The organism is Parvimonas micra (assembly GCF_021300775.1).
GTDB lineage: Bacteria > Bacillota > Clostridia > Tissierellales > Peptoniphilaceae > Parvimonas.
Window position 1 is genome coordinate 301,791 of sequence record NZ_JAJTJP010000003.1, and the last position, 16,148, is coordinate 317,938.

General features: G+C 25.5%; 18 protein-coding genes. All 18 read right to left on the bottom strand.

Annotation, left to right across the window (positions count from 1 at the left end):
- Positions 1-11: 11 nt before the first annotated feature.
- The 18 genes from LW893_RS06700 to LW893_RS06775 all read right to left on the bottom strand — a co-directional run bounded on the left by LW893_RS06700 (position 12) and on the right by LW893_RS06775 (position 16,088).
- Positions 12-1,667 (bottom strand): ATP-binding cassette domain-containing protein, encoded by a 1,656-nt coding sequence (locus LW893_RS06700; protein WP_233056504.1) that lies wholly within the window; start codon positions 1,665-1,667, stop codon positions 12-14.
- Positions 1,660-3,348: an ATP-binding cassette domain-containing protein gene (locus LW893_RS06705; RefSeq protein ID WP_233056505.1), complete on the bottom strand. Its 1,689-nt coding sequence runs from the start codon at positions 3,346-3,348 to the stop codon at positions 1,660-1,662. The genes LW893_RS06700 and LW893_RS06705 overlap by 8 nt, the downstream gene beginning before the upstream one ends.
- A 140-nt stretch (positions 3,349-3,488) precedes the next feature.
- A complete protein-coding gene (locus LW893_RS06710) occupies positions 3,489-3,812 on the bottom strand; it encodes a hypothetical protein (protein ID WP_233056506.1) in 324 nt (107 codons plus the stop codon).
- A gap of 8 nt (positions 3,813-3,820) precedes the next feature.
- Positions 3,821-5,221 (bottom strand): peptidoglycan D,D-transpeptidase FtsI family protein, encoded by a 1,401-nt coding sequence (locus LW893_RS06715; RefSeq protein WP_233056507.1) that lies wholly within the window; start codon positions 5,219-5,221, stop codon positions 3,821-3,823.
- A 9-nt stretch (positions 5,222-5,230) separates the two neighbouring features.
- Entirely contained in the window at positions 5,231-6,493 is a 1,263-nt protein-coding gene (locus LW893_RS06720; protein WP_233056508.1) for an FtsW/RodA/SpoVE family cell cycle protein, read from the bottom strand.
- A complete protein-coding gene (locus tag LW893_RS06725) occupies positions 6,483-6,989 on the bottom strand; it encodes an FHA domain-containing protein (protein WP_233056509.1) in 507 nt (168 codons plus the stop codon). The genes LW893_RS06720 and LW893_RS06725 overlap by 11 nt, the downstream gene beginning before the upstream one ends.
- Positions 6,990-7,108: 119 nt before the next feature.
- Positions 7,109-8,026: a hypothetical protein gene (locus LW893_RS06730; RefSeq protein ID WP_233056510.1), complete on the bottom strand. Its 918-nt coding sequence runs from the start codon at positions 8,024-8,026 to the stop codon at positions 7,109-7,111.
- A 103-nt stretch (positions 8,027-8,129) separates the two neighbouring features.
- Positions 8,130-9,650, bottom strand: coding sequence for an ATP-binding cassette domain-containing protein (locus LW893_RS06735; RefSeq protein WP_233056511.1), 1,521 nt, complete (start codon positions 9,648-9,650; stop codon positions 8,130-8,132).
- 270 nt (positions 9,651-9,920) lie between these two features.
- Entirely contained in the window at positions 9,921-10,550 is a 630-nt protein-coding gene (locus tag LW893_RS06740; protein ID WP_233056512.1) for a hypothetical protein, read from the bottom strand.
- A gap of 108 nt (positions 10,551-10,658) precedes the next feature.
- Positions 10,659-11,297, bottom strand: coding sequence for a hypothetical protein (locus LW893_RS06745; protein ID WP_233056513.1), 639 nt, complete (start codon positions 11,295-11,297; stop codon positions 10,659-10,661).
- Positions 11,297-11,794, bottom strand: a complete 498-nt coding sequence (trmL, locus tag LW893_RS06750) for a tRNA (uridine(34)/cytosine(34)/5-carboxymethylaminomethyluridine(34)-2'-O)-methyltransferase TrmL (RefSeq protein ID WP_233056514.1) — start codon at positions 11,792-11,794, stop codon at positions 11,297-11,299. The genes LW893_RS06745 and trmL overlap by 1 nt, the downstream gene beginning before the upstream one ends.
- Positions 11,787-12,461: a YoaK family protein gene (locus LW893_RS06755; protein ID WP_233056515.1), complete on the bottom strand. Its 675-nt coding sequence runs from the start codon at positions 12,459-12,461 to the stop codon at positions 11,787-11,789. Before LW893_RS06755 ends, trmL begins: the two co-directional genes overlap by 8 nt.
- 110 nt (positions 12,462-12,571) lie before the next feature.
- Positions 12,572-14,104: a ClC family H(+)/Cl(-) exchange transporter gene (locus LW893_RS06760; RefSeq protein ID WP_233056516.1), complete on the bottom strand. Its 1,533-nt coding sequence runs from the start codon at positions 14,102-14,104 to the stop codon at positions 12,572-12,574.
- An 80-nt stretch (positions 14,105-14,184) separates the two neighbouring features.
- Positions 14,185-14,319 (bottom strand): hypothetical protein, encoded by a 135-nt coding sequence (locus tag LW893_RS07155; protein ID WP_269836911.1) that lies wholly within the window; start codon positions 14,317-14,319, stop codon positions 14,185-14,187.
- A gap of 343 nt (positions 14,320-14,662) precedes the next feature.
- Positions 14,663-15,319, bottom strand: coding sequence for a hypothetical protein (locus LW893_RS06765; RefSeq protein ID WP_233056517.1), 657 nt, complete (start codon positions 15,317-15,319; stop codon positions 14,663-14,665).
- 97 nt (positions 15,320-15,416) lie between these two features.
- Entirely contained in the window at positions 15,417-15,602 is a 186-nt protein-coding gene (locus LW893_RS06770) for a hypothetical protein (RefSeq protein WP_233056518.1), read from the bottom strand.
- Positions 15,587-15,718: an ImmA/IrrE family metallo-endopeptidase gene (locus tag LW893_RS07215; RefSeq protein WP_420094860.1), complete on the bottom strand. Its 132-nt coding sequence runs from the start codon at positions 15,716-15,718 to the stop codon at positions 15,587-15,589. The genes LW893_RS06770 and LW893_RS07215 overlap by 16 nt, the downstream gene beginning before the upstream one ends.
- Before the next feature lie 10 nt (positions 15,719-15,728).
- A complete protein-coding gene (locus LW893_RS06775) occupies positions 15,729-16,088 on the bottom strand; it encodes a helix-turn-helix domain-containing protein (RefSeq protein ID WP_233056519.1) in 360 nt (119 codons plus the stop codon).
- Positions 16,089-16,148: the final 60 nt, after the last annotated feature.

Consider the following 16,148-nt stretch of genomic DNA (forward strand, 5'->3'; position numbering starts at 1 on the left):
CACATTCTTTTTTACGTTGTACTTGTAGTCCAAAGTTTCTTATATAAATCATTATTTTCAATTAAATTTAAATGTGTATCAAAACCGACTATTTTCCCTTCTTCCAAAACCATAATTTTATCCATTTGTTTTACTGAAGATAAGTTATGTGTAACTACAATCATTCCTGTTTGAATTTCATTATAAAGGAAATTAAAAATTTTTTTCTCTACAATTGGGTCAATCGCCCATGTAGGTTCATCAAAAACAAAAAATTCTTTATTATTATGTAGTCCTCTTAGTATAGCAAGTTTTTGCCATTGACCTTGTGAAATCGAAACATCTGAAAATCTTTTAGATAGAATTTTATCATAATCTAAATCATTTTCAGTAAAGTAATCAATTTTTTTAAATTTTGAAAAATCAACTTCATTTTGGGAATTTGAAATTTTGACATTTTCAATTGAAGATAATTCATATTTTACAAAATCTTGAAAAACTGCACTACTTTTTACAGTTTTTATTTTTCCTTCACTTTGTTCATAAAGCCCTAAAACTAACTTTGAAAGAGTTGATTTTCCTGAACCATTAACTCCTACAATACCTACCTTTTCATTAGTTTTAATTTTAAAATTTATATTTTTTAAAGCATATTCATTAGAATTAGGATATTTAAAACTTACATTTTCAAAAATTATATCATCTTCATAAGTAATATTTTTTTCACAATTACTTTCTAAAATTTTAAGGAATGCATCAAGTTGGGGTAAAAGACTATTTACCTCTTTAATTCTTCCGTAAAATCCTTCTTCGGATAGCGAAAAAATAGACCTAATAGTTACAAACACCACTCCAAATTCTGCAATATTAACCTCATCTTTTAAGAAATAGATTATTAAATAACTTATTATATAGCAAATTATTTTTAAAAGACCTAATCTAAAGTCATTAATAAGCAATTTCTTATAAAAAATTTCACTAGCATCACAAAAACTATTAATTATAGATTTAAATTTCTTTAAAAAATATCCACTTGTATTAAATATTTTTAATTCTTTTACTGTTTCTTTATCTAAAAATAAGCTTTCAAAATATTCTCTTTTTCTTCTTAAATTTTTTATATTTTCTTCTAATTTTTCTTCTATTTCTTTATCAAACTTATTATGTAAAATCTGTAACAATAATACAACAATTAAAATTAATACAAAATATGGACTTAATAAAAACAAATAAATCGCTAAAAATAAAAAATTGAATCCATACATAAAAACTACATCAATATAAGCATTAGTAATATATGTTAAATTTGAAGCACCAACTTTTGCTTGAGATAATACATCTAAAAAATTATTGTCTTCAAAATTAATCGGTAAAAAGTCTTTATCCATTAATTTTCTTTGTATTTTTGAACTTAACACTAAATCATAATATTCACAATAAAATCCCATAAAAGATCTAAATGCGTAAGTTAATATTTTTACAAAAATAAATAGAAACATAAAAATAATCATTTTAGAAGTAGTCAAGTTTCCAGAAATAAAGAGTCCCAATTTTTCTAAAGTAAATTGCAAAGCATAAATTGTAAAAACAAAAGATATAGATTCTAGTATAAATATTCCATAATTAATTATAAACATCTTTTTATCTAAATTATAAACTAATTTAATCGCTTTAAATATACTATTCATTATACCAACTCCTTTGTGTTGTATAAAGTTTTTTAAAGTAGGATTCAAAATTTAATAAATTATTAAAAGTATCATTTTCTACTATTTTACCATCTTTTAAAACTAAAATATAATCACAACTTCTACAACTTCCAAGTCTATGTGTTATCCATATACCAATATTATCTTCAGTAATTAGATGATTAATATTCTCTATAATTTCTCTTTCACTAATCGGATCTAAAGAAGCCGTTGGTTCATCAAAAATTAAGCAATCACAATTTCTAATTAAAAGTCTTGCTAATGCCATTTTTTGCCATTCTCCAAGTGATAACGAAATTCCTTCTTCAAGTTTCCCTAAAAATTGATTTTTTCCATTTTCAAAACTATCAATTTTTTTATTCAAACCTACTTTTCTAATTATTTCATCAATATTTTTGTTATTTTCAAATCCAATATTTTCTGAAACAGTCATTTCATACTTTACAAAATCTTGAAAAATTGCTCCAAAATGTTTTGATAAACAAATTTTGCTAATTTCTCTAAGTTCAACCCCATTGATTAAAATACTACCCTCATAATCTAAAAGTCCTAATAGAATTTTGACTAAAGTAGTTTTCCCTGCTCCATTCTCACCAACAATAGCATATTTGTTGCTTTTTTCCATTACAAAACTACAATTTTTTAAAATATAATTATTCCCATATGTATAAGATACATTTTTAAATTCAATTTTTTCTACGTTGTTAATTAACTTACTAGACTCGATATCTTTTTTATAATCTTTAGTTATAAATTCATTAAATTTATTTAAAAATAGTTTACTATCTACAAATTTTTTTACGTTCATAGATAATTTATATGAAATCTCATCAGTAAATACAAGTAATGAACTAAAAAGTGAAACACTTAAACCCAAACTTATTTGATTTTTTCCAAATATTATTATTACTAAAAATATAACTAATAAAATTATCATCATTATAATTATGCCTATATTAGCATAAAGTTCTGAAAAAAATAAAGTCTTTTTTTCAATATTAATTCCTTTGTCATTATTTTCTTTCCACTTTTTATCTATAAAAACATTATACTTATAAGAAGCTCTTTCAAGTGCAGTTTCCTTTTCAATTAGAACATCAGCAAAATAATTAGCACGTCTAAAAAAATCTTCACTCTCAAGATAACTCTCGTATTCTAAATTTCCCGAATATATTGCAACAAAAATTAAAGGAATAAATAGTATAAACACAATAATTCCGAGATACCAAATTAATGTTGAAACTATAAAACAATATCCTAAAAATCTTACAAAATAAGAAAACAAAGATATAATAGAATTTAAATAATTTTTAAATTTTGGTACTATATCTTTTACATAATATACTTCTCTATGAAAATCTTCATTTTCGTAATTAAAATAAGGAATTTCCGAAATGAAATTCATAGTAAACGTAGAAAACTGTTTTTCAATATGTAAATTAAACTTGTAATTATAATAGCTCAATATTTGTCTTATAAAAAAATGAGCAATTAAAATTCCAATAAATTCAAAAAAATATAAACTTTCATGAATATTATTCAAAAATTTTCCAACAACAAAAACTTCTAAAATTGGAATACTTGAATAAATCAAATTCAAAATAAAAATTAAAAAAATATAACTTTTGTTCACTTTAGCTAACTTAATTAATCTAAACATATAAATTCTCCGTTTTTAATAAAATACAAGATAAGGAATTCAGACAACTGAATTCCTTATACATTTTTTAATAATTTAGACTATCTATTGCACCATGACATTTCACTCAACACTGTCCACTACATAGAGGAACTATAACTTTAGTCTATTGTATATTCTATCCAGCCTTCAAATTTTCTTTTAATTATTTCACCGATTCCAGCTGAAACTATTTGAATGTTTTTTTGTTCATAATTAGGTTTTAAACCATTTAATGCATTCTTACAGAGTTTAACTTGTAAACTTTCGTCTTTGAAAAACTCATCTTCTTCTAAAAAATGTGTAACGACATTACCTGCACAAACTATTTCTATTTCGCAAGTATCTCCCATTTCTTCACAATATCTTCTATAATTTACAATTTTTGCTTTTAATTTATCTATAAGTTTAAGTCTTTCAATTCTAAATAGTACTTTGTAATTCATAGCTACTCCTAATATCCAAGTTCTATTGCTTTATTTACAAGTTTTTTTACAAGAGAAATCATTTCGGCAGCTATTTTGTTTTCCTCTTCAAAAAATGCAGTACAAACAATTGTAGGATTATCAACTGGATAAAAAACAGTTACCCAAGAGTGAATCTTATCTTTTGTTTTTTCAGCAGTTCCTGTCTTACCTGCAACTTTCTTTCCTTTGATAAAACCAACAAAGTTTGTATCTCCAGAAGATTTTAAATAATCTTTCATTGTATCCATTATTTGCTTATCTGCAACTTTTGATAAAATTTCTGGTGTTGTCTTTTCTATAATTTTTCCATTTGGATCTATGATTTCTCCTACGATATAAGGTTTCATCATATTTCCACCATTTGCAATTGCACTTGTATATAGAGCAACATGTAATGGAGTAACCAAGTCTTTTCCTTGTCCAAATGCTGCCGTTGCAAGTTCTAATGTAGTAGTTTTATTATTATATGGAATTGGAGAAATTGCAACTTTTAAGTCGAATGGAATTTCTTGTCCAAACATAAATCTTTTACTTATATCAATCATTGTTTCAACACCAATTTTTTGAACTTGATCGGCAAAATAAGCATTTGAAGATTTTACTAATGCTTTTCTTAAATCTATATTTCCATTAGCTTCTTTAGCATAGTTATTAATCTTATAGTGGTCAATTGTTGTTGAACCTTTATCATTGTATTTTAATTCGCTTGGGCTTAATTTTTCTAATAATGCTGTACCAGTTATTAGTTTATAAACAGAACCCGGTGGAAAAAGCCCAGCAATGCTTCTAGAAATAAGTGGTGCATTTTCTTCATCAGCAATAATATTTGCCCAGTTTGATTCAATTTTATTTGGATCAAATGTAGGTCTATCAGCCATTGCAATTATTGACCCCGTTTGTGGATTCATTAAAATCATTGAGCCTTTATGTCCTTCTAAAAGAGAAAGAGCATATTTTTGTAATTCTGTATTTGTTGTTAATTTTACAGAATTACCCTCTTTTTGTTCAATTAATATTTTCTTTAACTCTCCTATTGGAGTTTTATCTTGTTTGTTTAAAAGAGTTGCATTGAATTTTTTCTCAATTCCAGTTTTTCCATATTTTTTACTATTATATCCAACTATATGTGCATAAACTTCTCCATATGGAAAAAATCTATATTTTTCGCCACTATCGTCAGTTTTAGTTTCAGCTAAAATATTTCCCTTAGAATCTAGAATATTTCCTCTTTTTAATTTATTGTCATCAACCCAATTTCTTTTATTATCTTCAGAGTTTTTAAGTTTATCTGCTTTTACAACTTGAAAATAAGTCATATATGCAAGTATTAAAATAAATAATAAACTTATAAATGTTAAAACTCTTTTATATCTTTTAGTTTCAACCATATTACCCTCCTAAATATTTTCTTCAGAGGCATACTGTAAAATTCCCAAAGCAATGAAACTTGAAAGAATAGAAGAACCCCCATAACTTACAAAAGGAATTGTAATTCCTGTAAGTGGAATAAGTTTTAAAATTCCTCCAAACATTATCAATGATTGGAAAGCGAAAATTAATGATAGGCAAAAAGCTACATATTTATAGAGTCTGTTATGTTGTTCCATAGATGTTTTTATTCCTCTATATGTTAGAATTAAGAACAACATAACTACGCCCATTCCCATTAAAATTCCCATTTCTTCACAAATGCTTGCAAATATATAGTCACTTTCTGCAAAAGGAATATAATCAGGTCTTCCAAGTCCTAGTCCTTTGCCGAAAAATCCACCACTTGCTATTGCATAGAAGCCTTGAATTATTTGATAACCCATTCCATCAGCATACTTAAATGGATCTAACCAAATTTTAACTCTGACTTTAACGTGAGTAAACAAAATATATCCTAAAACAGCTCCACATGAAAGAACCAAAAGATTAATAAACATATATTTTCTATGAGGTTCATACATATATTGTGCAAACATAAATACACCCGAGAAAACAAGTACTGTTCCTAAATCTTTTTGTAAAAATAGAAAACCTAAAAAAGTATAGAAAAAGAAATGTAAACTATATTTTTTAAAAATATCTTTTTCAAATTTATCTCTATTTTTATAGTAAGATGCAATAAGAAAAACAAAAGCAATCTTAATAAGCTCAGATGGTTGGAAAGCAAAATTTGAACCTAATCTTATCCAGTTTTTTGCACCATTAATTCTTTTACCAAATAGAAAAGTTGCAATAAATAGTAGATAAGATATTGCTGCATAAAAATAATACATTTTGCTCCATATTTTTATATATTTTAAAACTAAATATATTAGCCAAAAAGCTATAATCCCTATACAAAACCAAATAATTTGTCTAAATGCTAACTTGTCATTAAGTCTATAAATTTCTAAAATCCCAATAGAAAAAAGCATATTTGCAATAAGCATTATATAGTAATCGCCCCTTGTAAACTTTTGAACTAATTTCCCTGAAATATATACAAAGCTGATTAAGGCAATCATAAAAATTAACTTTTTTCTATCAAAATTCGCAAAATCTCTAGCCATAATTAGAAATAAGCCTAATATTTGAAAGAATAGCAAAAGACCTTGAATACTCTTTGTGCTAACATAGGAATTTACGCTTAAAGTTCTAAATCTTGACTTTAAAATTTTACTAATCATCATCAACTTCCTCATTTACAAATAAGAATTCAATTCGACCTACGTCAATTAAATCTTTATCTTTAAGTTCAATAGCCTCTGTAATAGGTTCTCCATTTAATAGAGTTCCATTAGCAGAACCTAAGTCTTCAATATAATAAATTCCGTCATCCTTTATAATTCTCATATGATTTTTAGAAATGAATTTATCATTAATAACAATATCATTAGAATCTCCACGACCTAATGTAGTTTCGTCATTTATATAATAATGTTCATGAACCTTAAAAGGTAGACTCTCTTTTCTGTTAATAAGTTTCAAATAAGTATTTGAAACTTCACTCATTTCACTTGTTGTGCTAATATCAAAGTATATCATTTTAATTATATTATAAATAAAATAATAGATAATAATAACAAAAATATATTTAAAAATAATAGCCATTAAATCATATAGCTTTAAATTTCCAAATGTTTCAACGGAAAAAATACCTTCCAATATGTCGAAAATTTTATCCATATATCCTCCTAAGTTTATGTTAAAATCCTAATTTATCAACTTTTATTTTACCATAAATACTAAAAGTAGTCAAAATTTAGACATAAAAAAATGGCAATCATTAAATTGCCATTCTAAAATTATTTTTTAGGAAGTTCAATTGTTGATGAAGATTTGAATGTCTTAATAGCTTGTTTTGCTATTTCAATCATATCTTGTTCAGTTAAATGTCTAGTTTTTCCTGATTTTGCAAATGGACCAGTAGACTTAACACTATAATCAAAATTTATTTCTAAAACTGCTTTATCACTAATTTCGTAAGTCAACCTAAATTCAGTATCCGGTTTTTCTTTTGGATTTTTTTTGTCAAAAGATGTATATGATATTGAAGCTCTATGTTCTCCACTATCTACAATAGGAATTGTAACATGTTCTTCGAATTGTTTTTGAATTTCTTGAGCTTTTCCAAGATGATAATCATAGGCACTTTTATCTTTTGTTCTGTGAATTGAAATACCGTGAGTAATATGAGCATTAGCCTCTTTATTTCCTATATCAAAATATCCTTCTCCGCCACCGCCTGGGCTAGAAAATATATATTCATTTTCTTTAATTAAAGGTGCAACATCTTTAATTAGAAGATAAGTATTTTTATCTTTACTTGGATCAATTTGTTGTCTAACTGTTTTAGCTTCACTTGTATTTTGTACAATAAATCTATTATTAGTATAAGTGTCATTAGGTAGTTCAATTTCTACAGTTGCTACAAAATCTCCAGGTATAACATTTCCTGCAATATTGCCATGATAACCTATTCTAACAACAGATGTTTCTGTTTGATTAAAAGGCCATTCTTTTTCATTTTTCTCAAATGTTGAGCCTTCTTTTTGAACTTTAGCAGCATTATTAGAATTATCACTTTCTTTACCCTTGTTATCATCTTTCTTTGTTTCTTCTTGTTTTTTAGATGTTTCAGCAGGTTTTTCTTTTGATTTTGAACAACCGGCAAATGCTAATAAAGCTAAACTACAAATAAGAAATTGTTTTAAATTTTTCATAATACCCTCCGTTTTTTTTAATTTAAAAAATCTAAATTTACTTTTACTTATTTTATCACAACTACAAAAAGAAGTCAAAATTTAAGCAACAATACATTCAATTTTAAATTACAAGTTCCAATCCGTTTTTGTTAAGTTTATATACCTTATCACAAACCTCATTAATATATTTTTTATCGTGAGAAACTGAAATTATTGCTCCTTTATATGATTTTAATAATTTTCTTATTTCTATTGACGAAAAAGGAGATAAATTCCTTGTAGGCTCATCTAAAATTAAAACTTCAGGATTTTCTAAAATCATTTTTAAAAAGTAAATTTTCGCCTTTTGTCCTCCGGAAAGTGATTTTAAATTATGAAACATCTCATTAGCAGTAAACTTCATTGAACCCAAAAACGTTCTAATCTTTGTAGTTTCTTCCTTTTCATAAGTCTTACTCAAATAATCTATAATACTCATATCAACATTCATCTTGTCATCATAATTTTGTGGCATATATGCAATCTTTACATTTTTCTTTATATTTTCCAAAATTTTCTTTAAAAGAGTTGTTTTTCCTATTCCATTTTCTCCGATTATACAGATTTTATCTGCACCAAATACCTTTAATTCTATATTTTCGCTTAAAACTTTAGAGCCAATAATTAGTTTTTCTAAATTCAAATCCAAAATTTCCTTTTTTGAAGAATAAATAACAGCGTCATCAAATTTTACAAAAATGGATTCTTCATAATCAGGAAAATCAAGTAAATTCTCTTTTTCTTTTTCGATCCTTCTACCAATTGACTTTACAGAATGCATTTTATCTTTAAGGTTTTTTCCAGCGTGATCATCTTTTGTACTCCTTATCTCATGTTGCACTCTTTCATAAACTCTTTGATATTTTTTTACTTTCTTATCAAATTCTTCTTTTTGCTTTTTAGCGTTTTTTTCCTGTCTTTCAATAGCATTTCCCCTATTTTCAACATAATTTTCATAATCCAACTTTTCAACTGAAATCTTTGGCTTTTGTTTTCTCATAAGCTGTTCAATATGAATAATTACATTTGCACAATTTTCAATTAAATCCTCATCATGAGAAATGAAAATTACTGGAACATCAATACTATTTATAAAATTCTTAAGCCATTCGATAGAATTTATATCCAAATCATTACTAGGCTCGTCCAATAAAAGACAAGTAGGCTCTTTCATAAGTTCGCAAAGTAGAATAAATTTAATTCTTTCTCCACCTGATAATTCACTTATCCTTTGCTTTTCATTTATTAAATTTTCATCAAAATTTAACTCTTTTAATAATTTATAAAATAAATTATAGTCAAAAAATTCCTCTTTAATTTTGTTTTCAAGATATTCCTTTGTTGAAAAATCTAAAATCTTTGATTCTAATATCTGAGGTAAATATCCAATAACTTCATTTTTCTTATTTATCTCTCCACTTATTTCAGCATATTCTTTTAAACCCTCATCATCAACTATCGCCTTTAAAATGCTGGACTTTCCATTTCCCTCTTCTCCAATTATACAAACTTTCATTTCACTTTCTAAAGAAAAGCTGAAATTTTCAATTACAGTTCTTAAATCATTCACTAAATATATTGATAATTTTTTTATACTAAGCATATATCCTCCTATATTAAGCCACAAAAAAATGGCAACCTACTTATTGCCATTTTAACATTCACTTTGCAACTCAAAAAGGAGTCCTAAAAAGAACACAAAAAGGAATGCATAACTAAAATGGCAACAAAAAACTAAGCTCTAAAAAGCTATTAAATTTCTGTCTCATAATAGTTATCTTATTAACATTCCTTCCTCCTGAATTTTTAATTTAATTTTGATATATCCCTACATCACTTAAATTTTAACACAAACAAATTAAAGTGTCAAATTTTAATTAAAGTAAATAAGTATTCCTGCTATTATAATTACTAAAAGTATTCCCAAAAGAATATTTTTTCTTTTTATTCTTTTATCTTCATATTCATCTGCAGATTTTTCAAAATCTTTAAGTATATCTTTAGGAATTGAAACCCTATTTACCTCTTTTTTTTCTCCGTCTTTATAAGTATAGTAAAGTTGTTCTCCATCAATCATTTTATAGGAATAGTTTCCAATACTATAACCACTTTCAAAATTAGATGAATTAGAATTTGATGTGGGAATAATACTTTTTTCTGTAAACATCATCGGTTCTAAATTATCAACCATAGTTTTTGCCGTTTCTAAATCAAAATTATATTTATCTTTTACATATTTTACAGCTTCAATTTTTCTATTTTCTCTTATCAGTGCATATAAATCATTATCATATATCCTTGATATTATTGAATTTTTAAACATATAGGAAAAATCTTCTTTTGATAAACCACGGTTTTTTCCTTCAAAAAATTCCAATGTTTTTGTCATCTTATCAACTGTTTCTTTTGCGTCTTTAAAATCCATATCATATTTATTTTTAACATACTTTACAGTTTCTTCTTTTCTTTTCTGTTTTAATAAATCATATAATTCTTCGTCCATTGCTTACTCCAATATAATATGTAGATTTCAATTTTTCTAGTTCGTATGAATTATTTTAGTTTTAACTTATCCCAAGTCAAAAATCCGATTTCTTTAAAATGTCAAATTTTAATTAAAGTAAAAATATATTCCTACTATTAATGCTACTAATACAATTCCCCAAAAGAAATTTTTTGTTCTGGATTCTTTATCTTCATATTCATCCGAAGCTTTTTCTCCAGCTTTTTCAAAATATTTCAGTATTTCACTAGGAATTGCCGTTCTACTTACTTCTCTTTTTTCTCCGTCTTTATATGCATAGTAATGTTGTTTTCCATCAATCATTTCATAAGAATAACTTTCGGTACTATAGCCACTTCCATATTTAGAAAAATTCGTTTTTGACGCAGAAATAATATTTTTTTCTGTAAACATCATTGGAGATTCAACATCTAGACTATCAACTATATTTTTTGATGTCTTTAAGTCAAAATTATATTTATCTCTAATGTACTTTACAGCTTCTATTTTTCTATTTTCTTTTATTAAAAGATATAAATCATCATCAGATATTTCTGATGTGCTAAAATCATTATTTATATTTGTATTGTTATTCATAAGTTCTCCTTCAAAGTAATCAAGCTTTTCAATCAGTCTATCTACTGTATCTTTTGAAGTTTTGTAATCCATTTCGTATTTGTTTCCAATATACTTTATAGCTTCTACTTTTCTTTTTTGTTTTAATAATTCATATAATTCCTCGTCCATTATTCACTCCAATGTAATCTATGTAATTCTCCAAACTTTTCAAGTTCTGAAAAATCTTGTTGTCTTAATGCTTCATATAATATTATTGAAGCTGAATTCGAAAGATTAAGTGAACGAATTTCTCCCCACATAGGAATTCTTACACAATGTTCTTCGTTTTTAACTAAAATTTCTTCTGGAATTCCTTTACTCTCTTTTCCAAACATTATATAGTCATTTGGTGAATAATCTACCTCATCGTAAGTTTTTTTCGCCTTTGTGGTTGCAAAATAAATATTTGCATTCGGATTTTTTTCGTAGAAATCTTCAATATTTTCATAGACAAAAAGTTTTAATTTATCCCAATAGTCAAGTCCTGATCTCTTTACCATTTTATCATCAAGTGAAAAACCTAATGGCTTAATTAAATGTAGTTTAGTGTCTGTTGCTACACAAGTTCTTCCAATAGCTCCAGTATTGAAAGGGATTTCTGGTTCTAATAAAACTATATTAAACAAAATATCTCTCCTTTTTTTCTCTATCTATAAACATAATAAATACACAAATAATAAGCAAAAAAGCACTTAACAAAATAGTTTTTAATCCTAAAATATTGCTAAATTTACTTCCTATAATAGCCCCAATAATAAAACATAATATAATTCCAAAGTACATTAAACTATATTCTAAAAACTTTTTATTTTTTGTGTAAAAATACTCTGCCAAATTATGAGTTCCACCTCTTAAATTTCCGATACACATTGTTGTAGAAAAATCTATTCCACATACTTTTTTAAAACTTTGAACTTGTATTCCACAAGCGAAAGATGTCATTGCATTTGCTGTTTCATTCATATTTTTAGGAATAAAAGCCACACAAATAAGTAAAAATATCTCAAAAATAACGGCATTTTGTCGCCAATGTAATTTAAAATTATCTTTTTTTCTAAATAAATCCGATAAAAAAATTCCTAAAGCAAAAAAAGAAATCGGAAAAACATATTTCAAACACATTGCCCAATTTCCTTGAGAAGCGTGAACTCCAAGTAATAACATATTTCCAGTTTGAGCATTTGCAAAAACCTGCCCTCTTAAGAGATATGAATATGCATCCATAAGTCCACCACTTAATGCTAAAAATATTGCAAGTTCAATCGATTCGGACATTTGCATTGCCTTTTTCATATACAAAACTCCTTATTAAATCTTCACAAGATAGTATAAACCAAAAATCTCCATTTTACAAGTTTTACAGTATAACATTTTTACAAAAAAGATTAGACTTTCGTCTAATCTCAATTATTTTGGCAAATCTTTTGTAATTCTGTAAATGTTTCAAACAATTTATTTTCATTTACAAGAATCTTTATTACATCACCATTTATTATTACAGTTTCACCATTTGGAATTATTTCTTCAACACCTCTGTCGATATTTGTAATTAACATTCCATCTGGGAAATTCACTTCTTTAATTTTTTTATTTTCAATTTCACTTCCAAGCTCGACAACAATACTCATAGTCATTTTTTCTCTACATTTTGAAGTAGAAATATGTTCTTTTTCCATTAATCTCTCTAGTAAATATTCGTAAATAGGTAGAGATTTTAAATAATTTGGTATTGTATAAGTAATTAGACAAACAATTGAAAGTGGCAATAGATATGAAAGATTTCCTGTCATTTCAAAAATTAGAATTATTGAAGTTATAGGCGCTCTAACAATAGCTGTTAAATATCCTGCCATTCCAAGAATTATAAAGCTATTTATATAAATAGGATCTATAATTTTCCCAAAAATTGTTCCAATTGTTGCTCCTAAAACAAGTATTGGAAAGAAAATTCCACCAGGAACCCCTGAACTAAAACAAATTATTGAAAATAGTAATTTTACTATAAAAAATAAAATCAACATATAAATTGGAAAATCAACAGTTTGTAATTCTTTCATCAAGAAACCGCCACCACCTAATAAATTAGGCATAAAAGCTAATATAAATAAAGGTAGAACAAAATAAGGAATAAGTTTAAATTCTTGTTTTAATTTAATTCTATCTTGAACTTTCATAAAAAATTCCATTAAAAATATATAGAAAACTCCTAATATTGAAAGCACTATTGCAAATAAAATTATAGTCCAATAATTTACCAATGGTAATTTTTCAGCTAAACTAAAATTAAAAACAGTTTCCGTTCCATATAGTAATTTTGAAACTAAATCAGCAGTAATTGTAGAAGCCATACAAACTACTAAAAGTTTTTTACTAATATGTCTATGAATTTCTTCAACTGCAAATAAAATACCTGCAACAGGTGCATTAAATGCAGCAGCAAGTCCTGCACTCGCTCCACAAGTTATTAAAAACTTTTCAATTGTTTTGTTTTTCTTTAATTTTTTTGAAACTATTTTTCCACTCATTGCACCTATTTGAATTGAAGGACCTTCACGTCCAACTGAAAAACCAGATAGAGCAGTTAAGCCTCCTCCAACAATTTTTGCAAATAAAAGTTTTTCTGGATTAGGATTGATATAACCTTTTATTTCTGCCTCAACTTGAGGTATTCCAGATCCTCCACAAAACTTTGACATCTTCTTTAATTTTGAAACTAAAAAAGAAATAAAAATAAGCGCAACAAAAAGCAGTGGATAAATATATAAATGTTCTCTACTATAATTAATTATTACTCCTAAAACTCCTTCTATTCCGTGGATTATGTAACGATATAAACTTGAAAAACCTCCAGCTACTATCCCTACTAAAACACTATAAAAAAGTAGTTTTAAATCCTCATCTCTCTGATTATTAGTAATATTTTCTAAATTTTTCATAAAAACTCCTAAAATAAATATCTTATAATTATTTTATCACAAAAATTGTAATAAAAAAAGTTTTGATAATAATCAAAACTTTATTTAAAAATCTCTTCTAATTCAGTATTTGTAATTTCTCGATATTCTCCAAGTTCAAGTTTTTCATCCAAACTTAGATTTCCAATACTAACTCTTTTCAGCTCTATAACTTCATTTCCAACATATTCTAACATTCTTTCTCTTTTAATTTTTCTGTTAAGTATATATAAGTTATAATTGTTTTTTTGAGCCATAGTCTTCTTGATATAATTTCTACTCTTATTGATTTTTTCTGTAAGCAAACTTTCGTGTGTATTTATAAAAATGTGAGTGTGTAAATGTATAGGTTTGATTTTGTAATTGTTTTGTAGTTTTATCTAATATTACAGACACTTTTTTGTTTTCCAAAATAATCTATAAATGTTTCTGTAAATTTATATTTATTATTTTTTTGTTTTTCTATATACTTTTTATTTTTACTACTCTTTTGTAAATTAAGCAAAAACCGATTTTTTTGAGTTGAGATATTATTTTATTTTAATCTATATTAAATTGTTGATTTCCTATTTCTTCTAATTCTTTCACATTTGGTTCAACTTGAAAAACAGATGAAAGCATTAAGTCAAGTTGTTTTATATTTTGTATATCTTCCATTGAGAAAAAATAGTTTAAATCAAACGTTCTTTCTTCTTTAGGGTTCAAGTTGAAAAATTTTACAGGAAAATCATTAAAAATATTTTCTCCACTATTTATCAAACCTTTTATATTATTTTGTAAAATTATTGATTTAAGTGGAACATTAACAATTTTATCAGACTTATTTTTTATTTTTATATTAATTGTTAAATTTCCAATAGGGTTATTTAATGTTGCTTTTGAAAGCTCCCTATCATTTTTACTTGATTTTTTAACTGTTTGTAAAAATGTATCATCTAAAAAAGTGAATTTATATTTTGATACAGTTGTAATAGTTATATCAACGTTTTTTAGTGAAATATTTTTATTCACGTTTGTTGTGTTTATTTTTTCCGTGTTAGTTTTTGTGCTTTCCTTTTTTTCTTCTTTCTTTGTTTGTTCTGTTTTTTCAACTTTTTCAGTTGATTTTGTTTGTTCTTTTTTTGTTTCCTCTTTTTTGTTGGCACAACCAACTAAAATCAAACCTGTTAGCATTAATGCTATGATTTTCTTTTTCATTTTTTACCTCCCAATTTTCTTTCTATAATTAATTTTAAATTGACACCTTATTTATTAATAATCAAAATTTGTTTTTATTCCTAATTTCTTTTGAAATTTAAATATGATTTTTTTCATAAGAAATATCCTCAATAAATTCCATTCCTTTTAAATCACAATAAGAATATTGCAAAGTTAATTCAGCCATTTGTTTACTAACTTTAAATAAATTAGAAATACAATTTACATTTTTAGGTAAATATCTTGTTATTTGTGGTGGACATAAAATTAGTCTTGCAAACATATTAGCATCTTGCTATACATATCTAAATTTTGATGACCTAATATGATATGACCTATTTCATGAGCTATAATAAGTCTTTGCTGACTTAATAACATATCTTTATTTAAAAATATAATGTATTTATTGTTATTTTATATGGTTATCATCAGGCTCATCAATCATTACAGCTATCATTTTAATAATAGTATCTTTATCTTTTTCATTTAACTTTTCAAAATTTCTAGCTAATATTTTAAATTGAGGAGTTTCAAAGTTTTCTTTATTATTGTCTATTTCTATATCAACATCATAACCTAATAGCCAAGCAGGATTGACTTGTAAGCATTTTGCAATTTTGTCTATTCTATCTCTGTCAGGTTCGTGTTTGCCTGTTATATAATTATTTATTGTAGCTCTATGGATATTCAATTTTCTTGCTAATTCAGATTGAGTGATATGTCTTTCATTTAAAGCTATTTGTAATCTTTTCTTAAAATCTTCTTTCATAAAAACTCCTAAAATAAATATCTATAATTATTTTATCACAAAAATTGTAATAAAAAAAGT

Coding starts and splice junctions, on each gene's coding strand:
- LW893_RS06700 (WP_233056504.1), bottom strand. CDS start 1,667: ATGAATAGTATATTTAAAGCGATTAAATTAGTTTATAATTTAGATAAA.
- LW893_RS06705 (WP_233056505.1), bottom strand. CDS start 3,348: ATGTTTAGATTAATTAAGTTAGCTAAAGTGAACAAAAGTTATATTTTT.
- LW893_RS06710 (WP_233056506.1), bottom strand. CDS start 3,812: ATGAATTACAAAGTACTATTTAGAATTGAAAGACTTAAACTTATAGAT.
- LW893_RS06715 (WP_233056507.1), bottom strand. CDS start 5,221: ATGGTTGAAACTAAAAGATATAAAAGAGTTTTAACATTTATAAGTTTA.
- LW893_RS06720 (WP_233056508.1), bottom strand. CDS start 6,493: ATGATGATTAGTAAAATTTTAAAGTCAAGATTTAGAACTTTAAGCGTA.
- LW893_RS06725 (WP_233056509.1), bottom strand. CDS start 6,989: ATGGATAAAATTTTCGACATATTGGAAGGTATTTTTTCCGTTGAAACA.
- LW893_RS06730 (WP_233056510.1), bottom strand. CDS start 8,026: ATGAAAAATTTAAAACAATTTCTTATTTGTAGTTTAGCTTTATTAGCA.
- LW893_RS06735 (WP_233056511.1), bottom strand. CDS start 9,650: ATGCTTAGTATAAAAAAATTATCAATATATTTAGTGAATGATTTAAGA.
- LW893_RS06740 (WP_233056512.1), bottom strand. CDS start 10,550: ATGGACGAAGAATTATATGATTTATTAAAACAGAAAAGAAAAGAAGAA.
- LW893_RS06745 (WP_233056513.1), bottom strand. CDS start 11,297: ATGGACGAGGAATTATATGAATTATTAAAACAAAAAAGAAAAGTAGAA.
- LW893_RS06755 (WP_233056515.1), bottom strand. CDS start 12,461: ATGAAAAAGGCAATGCAAATGTCCGAATCGATTGAACTTGCAATATTT.
- LW893_RS06760 (WP_233056516.1), bottom strand. CDS start 14,104: ATGAAAAATTTAGAAAATATTACTAATAATCAGAGAGATGAGGATTTA.
- LW893_RS07155 (WP_269836911.1), bottom strand. CDS start 14,319: ATGTTAGAATATGTTGGAAATGAAGTTATAGAGCTGAAAAGAGTTAGT.
- LW893_RS06765 (WP_233056517.1), bottom strand. CDS start 15,319: ATGAAAAAGAAAATCATAGCATTAATGCTAACAGGTTTGATTTTAGTT.
- LW893_RS06770 (WP_233056518.1), bottom strand. CDS start 15,602: ATGTTTGCAAGACTAATTTTATGTCCACCACAAATAACAAGATATTTA.
- LW893_RS06775 (WP_233056519.1), bottom strand. CDS start 16,088: ATGAAAGAAGATTTTAAGAAAAGATTACAAATAGCTTTAAATGAAAGA.